Annotated in this window: 11 protein-coding genes; 4 read left to right on the top strand and 7 right to left on the bottom strand. The window is 63.0% G+C overall.

Features of this window, described 5'->3' with window-relative positions; all coding sequences use genetic code 11:
- Window positions 1-56: 56 nt before the first annotated feature.
- A complete protein-coding gene (locus tag AC1DWZ_RS07125) occupies window positions 57-1193 on the bottom strand; it encodes a hypothetical protein (protein ID WP_477168176.1) in 1137 nt (378 codons plus the stop codon).
- 89 nt (window positions 1194-1282) lie between these two features.
- Window positions 1283-2476 carry a GTP cyclohydrolase II gene (gene ribA / locus AC1DWZ_RS07120; protein WP_477168175.1) on the bottom strand — a complete coding sequence of 398 codons (1194 nt, stop codon included), beginning with the start codon at window positions 2474-2476 and terminating at the stop codon, window positions 1283-1285.
- A 280-nt stretch (window positions 2477-2756) separates the two neighbouring features.
- Here ribA and AC1DWZ_RS07115 point away from each other — a divergent pair, with 280 nt between their 5' ends.
- Both AC1DWZ_RS07115 and AC1DWZ_RS07110 read left to right on the top strand, forming a co-directional pair.
- Window positions 2757-3446 carry a response regulator transcription factor gene (locus tag AC1DWZ_RS07115; protein ID WP_477168281.1) on the top strand — a complete coding sequence of 230 codons (690 nt, stop codon included), beginning with the start codon at window positions 2757-2759 and terminating at the stop codon, window positions 3444-3446.
- A gap of 321 nt (window positions 3447-3767) precedes the next feature.
- A complete protein-coding gene (locus AC1DWZ_RS07110; RefSeq protein WP_477168174.1) occupies window positions 3768-5882 on the top strand; it encodes a caspase family protein in 2115 nt (704 codons plus the stop codon).
- Between the two features lie 7 nt (window positions 5883-5889).
- On the opposite strand, the gene AC1DWZ_RS07105 is transcribed toward AC1DWZ_RS07110, so the two are convergent.
- The gene (locus AC1DWZ_RS07105) at window positions 5890-7065 is read right to left on the bottom strand and encodes an MFS transporter (RefSeq protein ID WP_477168173.1); all 1176 of its coding nucleotides are present in this window, start codon (window positions 7063-7065) and stop codon (window positions 5890-5892) included.
- 185 nt (window positions 7066-7250) lie between these two features.
- Here AC1DWZ_RS07105 and AC1DWZ_RS07100 point away from each other — a divergent pair, with 185 nt between their 5' ends.
- Both AC1DWZ_RS07100 and AC1DWZ_RS07095 read left to right on the top strand, forming a co-directional pair.
- On the top strand, window positions 7251-8099 hold the full coding sequence (locus AC1DWZ_RS07100; protein ID WP_477168172.1) for an MBL fold metallo-hydrolase: 849 nt from the start codon (window positions 7251-7253) through the stop codon (window positions 8097-8099).
- A 27-nt stretch (window positions 8100-8126) separates the two neighbouring features.
- On the top strand, window positions 8127-8645 hold the full coding sequence (locus AC1DWZ_RS07095; RefSeq protein ID WP_477168171.1) for a L,D-transpeptidase family protein: 519 nt from the start codon (window positions 8127-8129) through the stop codon (window positions 8643-8645).
- Between the two features lie 95 nt (window positions 8646-8740).
- Here AC1DWZ_RS07095 and leuC read toward each other — a convergent pair whose 3' ends face one another.
- From leuC to rimM, 4 genes are all read right to left on the bottom strand, one after another.
- Window positions 8741-10141 carry a 3-isopropylmalate dehydratase large subunit gene (leuC, locus tag AC1DWZ_RS07090; RefSeq protein WP_477168170.1) on the bottom strand — a complete coding sequence of 467 codons (1401 nt, stop codon included), beginning with the start codon at window positions 10139-10141 and terminating at the stop codon, window positions 8741-8743.
- A 212-nt stretch (window positions 10142-10353) separates the two neighbouring features.
- Entirely contained in the window at window positions 10354-10749 is a 396-nt protein-coding gene (rplS, locus tag AC1DWZ_RS07085) for a 50S ribosomal protein L19 (RefSeq protein WP_477168169.1), read from the bottom strand.
- A 68-nt stretch (window positions 10750-10817) separates the two neighbouring features.
- Complete coding sequence (trmD, locus tag AC1DWZ_RS07080) at window positions 10818-11531, bottom strand: tRNA (guanosine(37)-N1)-methyltransferase TrmD (protein WP_477168168.1); 714 nt, start codon at window positions 11529-11531, stop codon at window positions 10818-10820.
- 12 nt (window positions 11532-11543) lie between these two features.
- Window positions 11544-12113 (bottom strand): ribosome maturation factor RimM, encoded by a 570-nt coding sequence (gene rimM, locus AC1DWZ_RS07075; RefSeq protein WP_477168167.1) that lies wholly within the window; start codon window positions 12111-12113, stop codon window positions 11544-11546.
- Window positions 12114-12120 lie beyond the last annotated feature (7 nt).

Below are 12120 nucleotides of genomic sequence, written 5' to 3'. Positions count from 1 at the left end.
TCGGACGCAGCGAGGCAAGTCCACGCTGCCGCGACATCGCTCTATCTGGGGTGGGATCAGTCGCGGGCGATGCCGGCGCTGTCGCGGGTCCAGCCTGAGTTGCTGGTGGCCTGCTGCACGCTGCTGGCGTCTGCCACCTGTACATTATCCGTGCTGCCGGTTTCGGCCAGCTGCGGCTGGTCGGATCGTCCGAGATGGAGATCGGCTTCTTCCGGCGTTCGATTGTCGATGCCGAAGATACGGGCGGCCATGTCCGTGCCGGCGTCACGGCCGGTCTGCGCCCGGATGACCGTATCAACCACGGCACTGGCGATCGACAAGGCACCAAAGGGTGCTGCCCCGATAAACGCTGACAGGCCATAGGCCTGGTCGCCGGTCACGGCGCGGTAAATCTGCGAAACCACCGGGATATGCTGCAGCGGATTGATGATGTCGACAAAATCATCCCAGCCGAACTTGCCATCCGGCCCCAGGAACAGTTCCCGCGCACCGGGCGTTTCCTTCATGCTCCAGCTCTTGCCATGAGCCATGATGATACGCTGTTCCTCGCGGTCCGGGACGTGATCCAGCAGCACGACACGGGAATTTGCCGGCGCCGCATCTTCGGCCGGCGGCGTCTCGGCCGCGTCCACAGGTGCCGTGACCGGTACGCCATCAGCCGATTCAGCAGGGACATTTGTCGGGACGGGCACTTCCGCAGGCGCCTGCTCATCGACAGGCGCGTCCAGCGGCCCCATGTCCGCGGTTTCAACCGGCGAGGTGGCAAGCGCCACGGTTATCTGGCCGGTTGAATCGTCGGCCGGCAGGACAAGGGGAGGCGATTCCGGCATCGTGAGGCCGGTAAGCGCGGCAAATTGTTCCAAGCTCAGGGTCGGGATACCGTCGCCGGCGGGTGCCGCCTGGACCGGCCTGGCGGATGCCACGGCTGGTGGGCTCGCCCCTGTTGTGCTGGGAGCGGCGACTGAAGCGGCCACCTGGATGCCAGCCAGTTTCCGGTAATCCGAGAGAGTCATGCCTTTAGGAGGATCGGCGGTTTTGCCCTGGTTTTGGGCCTGATATTGGGCCAGCAACAGCTGCTGGAACTGGCTTTGGTCGATGGCGCCCGGACGCAGCATACCGCCCGCCACAGCCCCGTTCTGGGCACCGGCTGGGTACACTGTCGGTAACGTCGTGATGCCGGGAACTTCCGCCACTGGCCATATCCCTGAACCCATCCCAGGCACCGGCCCGGGATCCGTCAGGTCTTGATAAGCAATGGCCGTGCCAGCGGGGGTGGCTCGCTTCAGAACATGTGGCCGAAGCGGATCGCCTTGGTGGAGAGATATTTTTCGTTATGGTCGTTCGAGGGGAACACGTGCGGAACACGTTCCGTCACATTGATCCCGCATTGCGCGAGGCCGGTGACCTTGTCCGGATTGTTGGTCAGCAGCCGCACCGCGCCGATGCCCAGCTGGCGCAGCATTTCAGCGGCCGGCTGATAGAGCCGTTCATCGGCCCCGAAGCCCAGCTGCAGGTTGGCATCCAGCGTATCAGCCCCGGCATCCTGCAGGCGATAAGCGCGCAGCTTGTTGACGAGGCCGATGCCGCGGCCTTCCTGCGCCAGATAGAGCAGGACGCCGCTGCCGGTCCCACCCGGCTTCGATTGGGCAATGGCCGAAATGGCGCCGCGCAATTGTTCGCCGCAATCGCAGCGCAGCGATCCCAGGAGATCGCCGGTGAAGCATTCCGAATGCAGCCTGGCGAGCACCGGGCTGCTGCTGTCCAGCTTGCCGATCACGATGGCAAGATGCTCCTTGCCACCGTCATGGGGCCGGAAGGCAATGATTTCGGCCTCTTCGGCACCTTCAAGCGGCACCCGCGCCGAGCTCACGCGGCGCAGATTGGCCGCCGCGTTGCGACGCCAGTGAGCAAGATCGCGCGCTTCCAGGCGGAAGGCCGGATCGACCCAATGATCGAGGCCGGCCCGCGGCACCAGGACGAGAATAGCGGCCGGCAGCAGACGCGCAGCCTTGGCAAGCTCGATCGAGCCCTGGCAGAAGGCCGGCGAAATATCACTGGCGAGGGTAACACCCAACGCCCCGTACAGACTTGGGGCGTCGAAGGCCGGCACGGTCGGATCGGCCAATTGCCGGACAGCTTCCGCAGCCAGGGTGCCAGCCACCGCGAGCAGCCGGTAATCCTGATCGGGGGCGTTGGCGGGCAAAGGTCCGAGGCCCCGCTTCTGCAGCGCCTGGGCGCGTTCAGCGGTCAATACCAGGCGGACCTCGCCCTTCTTTCCGGCCGAGCTGGCCGCCAGCAGGGTCGCCAGGGCCGGCTGCTCCACCGTCTCGGCCGCCAACACCAGAGCGGCCTTGTCGCCCTCCAGCAGCGCCACAACGCCACCGCGGCGCAATTCCGCGACGGCACGTTCTACTTGGGCGAGGCAGGTGGCCGTCCAGACACTGGGGTCGAGGGCGGCCGGGTCGATGGGCGTCATGGCAGTCCCGGGTCGCTGTTGGTGCGCTTCAGTCTCATCCGGCGGCCGCAGGTAAAGGCGCTGGCAGCCGTGGAAGCTCCTGCGCATATGGGGATTATTTGCTGATCCGGTCAAGCCCACCCCAGCGAGGTGGAAAAGCGGGACGGAAGGCCACGCTCCAGCTTGCCTTCCCCACTGCTAAGCCCGCGAAAATAGACAATTTTTTCGCGAATCCCTTGTCATGGAGCGGGGGCGATGTTATCTCAACAAGAGAATTAGGGGAGTTGCCTTACCCATGAGCTTGACCCACCAGCGCCGCATTCTGCTTGTCGATGACGACGAAGCCCTGCGCAAGACCCTGGCCGAACAGCTCGCCGTCGACGGCGAATTCATCTGCTCCGAAGCCGGCACGGCAGCCGAGGCCCTGGTGGTGGCACAGCGCGAGAAGCCCGATGCCGTGCTTCTCGATGTCGGCCTGCCAGACGGCGATGGCCGCCAGGTATGCCAGGCCCTGCGCAAGGCCGGCATCAGTGTTCCCATCATCATGGTGACGGCATCATCCGGCGAGGCCGATACCATTCGCGGCCTCGACATGGGCGCCAACGATTATATCTCGAAGCCCTTTCGCCTGGGTGAATTGCTGGCGCGCCTTCGGGCGCATCTCCGCCAGCACGAGCATAGCGAAGACGCACTCATTCCGATCGGCCCCTATGTCTTCAAGCCCAATGTGAAGATGCTGGTCGACGAGAAGGCCAACAAGAAGATCCGGCTCACGGAAAAGGAAACCGCGATCCTCAAATATCTCTACCGCGCCGAACAGCGGGCGGTTGGGCGCGAGACCCTGCTCGGCGAAGTCTGGGGCTACAATGCCGGCGTCACCACGCACACGCTGGAGACGCATGTCTATCGCCTGCGCCAGAAGATCGAAAAGGATCCCGCCAAGGCGCAGATCCTGATCACCGATGCCGGTGGCTATAAACTGGTTCCCTGAAAATTCATCGCCGGTAGATCTTCCCTGGGCGCGCCACGCGCAGAGACCGGCCCACACGCGGATATGAGCCCACACGCAGATATGAGTTTATACCGGCGGCGGATTTCTTAACGCAGCGTCGTGGCCGCCCAAAACAATTCCCGATCAATATTTTGCGCCTGAATTGATATGATGCCCGGGGCGAATTCGTCGTTTCGCCATACGCCGCCATCTGTGATGCGCGTCATTTTGGCTCATGCAGTCAATTGCCTTATGATGGCGATCAGATGCCGGGGGCGGGGCGAATTTGCCGCCGGCTGAATCAATCCATGGGGTTGTGGCATGCGTGCGTGCCTCTGCCGGCTGACAGCCGGCGCATTTCTTCTGATAATGGCCTTCCTGCCGCTGCAAGCTGCGGCGGACACCGGGCGCGTGGCGCTGGTTATCGGCAATGGCGATTATGGCGCCGAGATCGGCCGGCTGCGCAATCCGGTCAATGATGCAAAATTGATGGCGCGTACGCTGAAGCAGTTGGGCTTTGCCGTCACGTTGGCGCTCGACGTCGATCAGAAGCAGCTGAAGCGCGCGGTTCGCGATTTCGGCGAGGCGCTCACGGCCGCCGGCTCTGAAGGCGTCGGCTTCTTCTATTATGCCGGCCATGGTCTGCAGGTCGACGGCGAGAACTATCTGCTGCCGATCGGCGCGCATATCGAAGCCGAACGGGATGTCGACCTGGAAGCGGTTTCGGCCAATGCGATCCTCGCGCAGATGCAATATGCCGGCAATGGCGTGAACCTCATCTTCCTCGATGCCTGCCGCAACAACCCGCTCTCGCGCAGCTTCCGTTCGACGCAGCGCGGCCTTGCGCGCGTCGATGCGCCGCGCGGCAGTTTTGTCGGCTATTCGACGGCGCCGGGCGATGTGTCGCTCGACGGCGATGGCAACAACAGTCCCTATGCACTGGCACTGGCGCAAGAATTGTTGCGCCCGGGCGAGGCGATCGAGGAAGTGCACCGGGCAGTGCGCCTCCAAGTTCTTTCCGCCACCAACCAGCAGCAGACACCGTGGGATTCCTCGTCGCTGACCGCCACCGTCACACTGGCCGGCGCGCGGGTAGCCCCCGTCGCCAGTGTCGCACCGGCTCCTGCGCCAACCGTCGCGCCGGCCGATGGCGCGGCAGCGGAAAGGGCCTGGGACCGCGTCAAGGATAATACCAATCCCGTTGTCTTGCAGGCGTTCTTGCAACAATTTCCCGACGGCCTGTATGCCGCCTTGGCGCGCGATCGCCTAGAGAAGTTGACCGGCGACACACAAGTCGCAGCCGTCGCGGCACCCGCGCCAGCACCTGTCGTGACACCTGTCGTAACACCGGCCCCAACACCTCCTGTGGCACCGGAACCGATCGTGACGGCCGGTACCGCGAGCGATGCCGACAGCACGCGCACGGTCGTAGCGCCGGAGGATGCCGGGATCGTGCCGATGGAAGACGCCTACATCGCAATTAAGAACGCAAACATCCGTGCCAAGCCGGAGGCTGACGCGAAAATCGTCGGTAAGGTGCAAAAAGCTGAAAAGGTCATCGTGACCGGCCGGACGCCGGACGCGTCCTGGCTGCAGGTGACGAGTGCCGCCGGTGCGGGCTATATCAGCGCCAAGCTGCTGAAAGCCGATCTCAGCGCGGCGTCGCGGACGCCAGCACCAGCACCCGCGCCGCCGCCGGTCACGACTGCACCCGAACCGGTGCGAAACGCCTTGCGGATTTCCGAAACGCTGCGGCCGGAGATCGAGAAGTTCCTGTCCAATTCCAAGGCACAGACCGGCAAATACCGGTTCCTTGCAGTGAATGAAGCTGGCGACAAGATCGGCCTGTCCATCGGCTGCAATATCAAGAAGGTGGGTTGGGGCGGCTATGCCGTGGACGGCTGCGGCGATGAAAAAGCAGCACGACAGATGGCGCTCGATGATTGCGGCAACAATTGCAAGGTGATCTTCAAAGGCATGCAGAAGATCGGCGATTTCGAGATCGATTGGGTGAAAGGCGATGGCAGTGTCGAGACCGCCGCGCTGCCCGCGGCGGAGGCTGAAGCTGTGACAGCGCCGGTCGAAACCACCGCAGGCATTGCGGCACCTGCACCGGCCTCCACGCAGGTACCTGCCGAGGACGGTGGCGTGGTTCGTATCGCCGAAAACCTGCGGTCCGAGATCGAGAAGTACCTTTCCAACTCGGCCAAGCAGACCGCCAAATACCGGTTCCTCGCGGTGAACGCTGCCGGCGACAAGATCGGCCTCTCCATCGGCTGCAACATCAAGAAATGGGGCTGGGGCGGTTACGCCGTGGACGGGTGCGGTGACGAAGCAGCAGCGCGCCAGATCGCCCTCGACGATTGCGGCGCCAATTGCCGTATCATCTTCAAGGGTCCCGACAAGGTTGGTACGTTCGAGATCGAGTGGTACTGAACCGCTTTCAGTCCTTGCTGCGCAGCCGCGGCGCCAGGCTGAGCGCCAGCAGAGCTGCAAGCGCCGTGATGCCAGCGACCACGAAGGCAGCACCCGACCAGCCGAGGCTGCCCTGGAACAGCCAGGCCATCAGAATTGGCCCCAGGAACACGCCTGAATTGCGGCCGGTCATCAGCACGCCATAGGCCTTTGGCCCCGCCTGCACGCGCTCAAGATGATGCGGCAGATGAAAGAAGCAGGCCGGTGCCACGCCAGCACCGATGCCAAAGACGATCAGCATGCCAATACCTGGCAGCCCATCGAGCCAGGGTGCCGAGATCCAGACCAGGGCTTGCAACAGCAGCGCCACCACCAGCGCTGGCAGCAATTTGAGGCCGCGCGACAGCAGCCAGCCCGTGCCGATGTTGAATATCATCACCACGACCACCGGCAGCAGATAAGCGAGAATCGCCAGCGTCGCGCTGAGATGCAGCTCGCCAGTCAGATATTTCGTGAGCCAGGTCATGAACGCGAAGAACTGCAGCGACCAGAGCAGGAAGATGCCGGCACCGATGACCAGGCCGCGATCGGTCTTGGCCGGCAGCGTGCTGCCGCTGCTGCTGCCGCTCAGTTTGACCGGTCCCAGCCAGGCCCGTTGCCGTAATGCGGCCCAGATCAGCGGGACCATGAGGCCGAGATTGATCAGCCACAAGGCATGCCAATCAGCCCCGGCCAGCGCCAGCAGGCCCGCCAGCAGCTGGCCGATCGGAATCCAGGCGGCAATGAGACCCGTCACCAGGCCCAGATCGCGCCGGGCTGCGGCAGAATTGGCGATGACCGGGCCGATGAGGGCAAAGATGGCAAAGGTGAACCCCTCAAAGCCGCGTGCCAGCAGCATGAGAGGGCCGGATTGCGGCGCGCTGAGGCCCAGCAGGATTCCAACCGCAGCAATGCCGAGGCCCGCGAACAAGGCCCAGATCAGGGCATGGTGCTCCAGAAGCCGGCCAATGGGTGCCGACGCCAGGAGGCCCACCAGGGCAAAGACCGACATGAAACCCGCCGCCACATCGGCGCTATGGGGGTATTCGCCGAGAAAAGCCGGCAAAACGGGAGGCAGCTTGAATTGCAGGAAGGCGCCGAAGGCGCTGATCCCAACCCCCAGCAGGACAATTGGCCAGGCGGTTTTATCTTTGTTAACGCTCAATAACCATACTCCGCGATGGGAACCGGTCACGGTCGAGCAAAATGAATAGGGACAAAAGCTTACCGCTTCACTTTGCAAGCGGCGCAAACAATGCCATCATTCGGCCGCGCCGGGTAGAAGGGTGAAACCGGACGTTACGGGATGGCGGTCTAATAGACGGGGACGCCGAAAAAGGATTGAGTGTTTTGTCGCAATCACGTGGTGTCTCGGCGGATAATTTCTCCGTTCGCTTTTGGGGAGTGCGTGGCTCCCTCTCTTGTTCCGGTCCAGAATATGTGCGCTACGGCGGCAATACCTCTTGCCTCGAAGTACGCGCTGGCCCGCATGTCCTGGTGTTCGATTCCGGCACCGGCATTCGCGCCCTCGGCAAATCGCTGGCAGCCCATGGCTCCTGCGAGGCCGACATCTTCTTCACCCACACGCATCTCGACCATATCATCGGCCTGCCCTTCTTTGCGCCGCTCTACCAGCCCAAGAGCAAGATCCGCCTGTGGTCCGGTCATCTGGCACCCCCGCTGAAGCTCAAAGATGCGCTGTCCAACCTGATGTCGGAACCGATCTTCCCAGTGCCGCTGGAGATCTTCAGCGCCAAGCCGATCTATCATGATTTCACGGCCGGCGAGACGCTGGAGCCCAGGCCCGGCCTGTTCGTGCGCACCTGCATGCTCAACCATCCCAACGGTGCGACCGCCTACCGCGTCGATTGGAACGGCAAGTCGATCTGCTACGTGACCGATTGCGAGCATCATGTGGGCAAGCTCGATGCCGGCATCATCGACCTCATCCGCGGCGCGGATATCTTCATCTATGACAGCACCTATACCGACGACGAATACACCCAGTTCGCGGGCTGGGGCCATTCAACCTGGCAGGAAGGTGCGCGTCTTGCCGATGCGGCCAGCGCCAAGCAATTGGTGATCTTCCACCACGATCCCAGCCATGACGATAATTTCATGGACCAGATCGCCGCCGAATCTGCCCGCGCGCGGCCCGGCACCGTGGTGGCACAAGAAGGTCTTGTTCTCACGCCTTAAGAAGTGCCCGCACTGCAGGAGATTGGGATGGATCTCATCGTCACTGCCGATGCACCCGATGCACGCCAAGGCTGGGCGACGCTGGGCGCGCAGCGCTATCGCTGCGCCCTAGGACGCAGTGGCATCATCGCCGACAAGCGCGAAGGCGATGGCGGGACACCGGTCGGCGCCTTTCCGCTGCGGCGCCTGTTGGTGCGCGCCGACAGAGGCGCAGCGCCAAAGACAAAGGTGCCGGTCACGATCATCGAAGAGGATGATGGCTGGTGCGATGCGCCGGACGACATGGCGTATAATCGCGCCGTGGCCCTGCCCTATGCCGCCAGCCATGAGCGGCTGTGGCGCGACGATCATCTTTATGACCTGATCCTGGTCATCGGCCACAATGACGATCCGGTGGTCAAAGGCATGGGCAGCGCCGTCTTCGTCCATCTCGCCCATGATGATTATCGAGCGACCGAAGGCTGCGTCGCCTTCAAGCGGGATGATCTGGAGAAGATTCTAAGTGCGATGGGGCCGGGGGATAAGGTCGTGGTGGAGCGACTATAGCTTCATTCGTCATCCCCGGGCTTGACCCGGGCATCCACAGCTTCAACTGCCATAGCGGATCCCCGGGTCAAGCCCGGGGATGACGCGTCAGAAGATCAGCGCAGTTCGCGGACGTCCGCGAGGTGGCCGGTGATCGCGGCAGCCGTTGCCATGGCAGGGCTGACGAGGTGCGTGCGGCCACCGCGGCCCTGACGGCCTTCGAAATTGCGGTTGGAGGTCGAGGCGCAACGTTCGCCTGGCGCCAGCTTGTCCGGATTCATGGCAAGACACATCGAGCAACCCGGCTCACGCCAATCGAAGCCGGCCTCGATGAAGATCTTGTCGAGGCCTTCGGCTTCCGCCTGCGCCTTCACCAGACCGGAGCCCGGCACCACCATTGCATTGACATGGGCTGCCACCTTGCGGCCGGCGGCAAGCTTTGCCACTTCGCGCAGATCCTCGATGCGGCCATTGGTGCACGAGCCGATGAAGACGCGGTCGATCTTGACCTCGGTCAACGGCATGCCAGCCGTGAGGCCCATATAATCGAGCGCACGCTGCATGGCCCGGCGCTTGTCTTCGTCGGCGACATCGGCCGGGTTCGGCACCTTGGCTGTGATCGGCAGCACGTCTTCCGGGCTGGTGCCCCAGGTGACCTGCGGGATGATGTCGGCGGCTTTGAGCTCGATCTCGACGTCATACTTGGCGTCGGGATCCGACGGCAGGGATTTCCAGAAGGCCACGGCCTGTTCCCAGGCAGCACCCTTGGGCGCCATCGGGCGGCCCTTGATGTATTCGAACGTGGTCTCGTCCGGGGCGATGAGGCCAGCACGGGCGCCGGCTTCGATCGTCATGTTGCAGACCGTCATGCGGCCTTCCATGGAGAGGCCGCGGATCACCGACCCGGCGAACTCGACGACATAGCCGGTGCCGCCCGCGGTGCCGATCTTGCCGATGATGGCGAGTACGACGTCCTTCGCGGTGACGCCCGGCAGCAGGGTGCCTTCGACCGAGATGCGCATGTTCTTGGCGGGACGCTGGATGAGCGTCTGGGTCGCCAGCACATGTTCGACTTCCGAGGTGCCGATGCCGAACGCCAAGGCACCGAAGGCACCATGGGTCGAGGTATGCGAATCGCCGCAGACGATGGTCATGCCCGGCTGGGTGAAGCCCTGTTCCGGCCCGATGATGTGAACGATGCCCTGGCGGATATCGTCCATCGAAAAATAGGGAACGCCGAAATCGCGCGTATTCTGTTCGAGCGTTTCGACCTGGATGCGGCTTTCGACCTCGACAATGCCCTTGGAGCGGTCCGAGGTCGGCACATTGTGGTCGGCCACCGCAAGCGTTGCCTGCGGCCGGTGCACCTTGCGGCCGGTCATGCGCAGGCCTTCGAAAGCCTGCGGCGAGGTCACTTCATGCACGAGGTGCCGGTCGACATAGATGAGGCAAGTGCCGTCATCCTGGCGATGCACCAGATGATTTTCCCAGATCTTGTCGAACAGCGTCTTCGCCATTTTACGTCCTCGGGGCCCCGCAAGCTTGAGAGCCGGTATTGCCGAAATCCTTTGCTCATCCTGCGGTCGTCCCAATTCGGGACGACCGCAGAGAGAAAGGACGAGGTAGATACATAACCAGAGTATTTAACGATGGCGGCCGGATTTTTCTACCGGCCAGCCATGCGTTTACGCGCTGGGTTTTATCCCGGCGCATTAACCCCTCGGCGTCTTTACTCGCCGGCTGCTTCGGTCGTCTTGTCGGCCTGGACCTGGGCGCGCTCGGTGATACGCGCCGCCTTGCCGCGGAGACCGCGGAGGTAATAGAGCTTCGCACGGCGGACTTCACCGTGGCGCACCACTTCGATGCTCACCAGACGCGGCGAGAACAGCGGGAAGACGCGCTCGACGCCCTCACCATACGAGATCTTGCGCAGGGTGAAGGAGGAGTTCACACCGGCATTCTTGCGGGCGATGCAGACGCCTTCGAAAGCCTGAACGCGCTCGCGCTCGCCTTCGACGACCTTCACGCTCACCTTCACGGAATCGCCCGGGCGGAAATCCGGCACCTTGCTGGCAGTCTGCAGCTTGGTCAGCTGCGAGGCTTCGAAATCATGCAACATGGTCATGGTCTTGGTCCTTTCTTCTTTCAACTTGTCGATATGCTTTCACACATCGTTTTGGTTCAGCAGCGCCCTCAGGCTCCGCGTTTCTGGTAGGCGTCCCACAAATCGGGCCGCCGCGATCTTGTCGTCTCCTCGGCCTGGGTTTGACGCCAGGCCTTGATCTTTTCGTGATGCCCGGACATCAGCACCTCGGGCACCGCACGCTCATTCCATTCCGCCGGCCTGGTGTAATGCGGATATTCCAGCAGCCCGGTCGTAAAACTCTCTTCGTCCAACGTCGCTTCGGCACCCATGACACCCGGCAGCAAGCGGACGCAGGCATCGATCAAGGCCAGGGCGGCCGGTTCGCCACCCGAGAGCACGAAATCGCCGAGGCTCACCTCGATCAACTGCCGCGCCTCGATCACCCGTTCGTCCAACCCTTCGTAGCGGCCACAGACCACGACAACACCCGGTCCCGCCGCCAGCTGCCCCACCAGTTCCTGCGTCAGCAGGCGCCCGCGGGGCGTGAGATAGATCGCTGGCCCTAAATTGTCCGCGGTTGCTGCGGACAGAGCCGCATCAACCACATCGGGCCGCATCACCATCCCGGCACCGCCGCCGAAGGGGGTATCGTCGACCGTGCGATGCTTGTCCGTGGCAAAGTCCCGGATCTGCATCGCCTCCAACCGCCAGATACCCTTTTCCAACGCCTTGCCGGCAAGACTCTGACCGAGCGGGCCCGGAAACATTTCCGGGAACAAGGTCAGAATGCGGGCCGTCCAAGGATTGGCTGCTACCGTCACCTCCGCTTGGCCCTAGTTCACAACAGACATGGCATCATCAGACTCAGGTTCACCTTCAGGACGGTCGAAGAAGCCGTCCGGCAGGTCGAGGCCGACGCGGCGTGCCGCCACATCAACCACCGGCACCAGGGCGCGGGTGAAGGCGACGTCGAAAGCACCCTTGGGGCCACCCTCGACACTCAGCACATCACCAGCGCCGTAATTCTCGACCGACACGATGCGGCCCAAGGCCGCGCCATGCTGGTCGACAACATTAAGACCGATGAGATCCGCCAGGTAGAATTCCTCGTCACCGGCAATCTGTGGCAGGCGATCGCGCGCCACATAAAGCTCGACGCCCTTGAGCGCCTCGGCTGCATTGCGATCGCCGATACCTGCGATGCGAGCGATGAGGACATCCTTGCCAGCAGTAGCCTTGCCGACCAAAGCGAGATCGAAGGACCGGCCCTTGGCATCCGACAAGGCACCATAGGTCGCGATGGCAGCAGGCGTGCCGGCGAAGGACTTCACCTTCACCTCGCCCTTGATGCCATGCGCACCGATGATCGCACCCATCAGAACCATTGCCGATTTCTCACCCACTTAGAGT

The sequence above is a fragment of the Dongia sp. P2_B8 genome, assembly GCF_056404715.1.
This window is presented reverse-complemented; position numbering and strand designations above follow the sequence as displayed.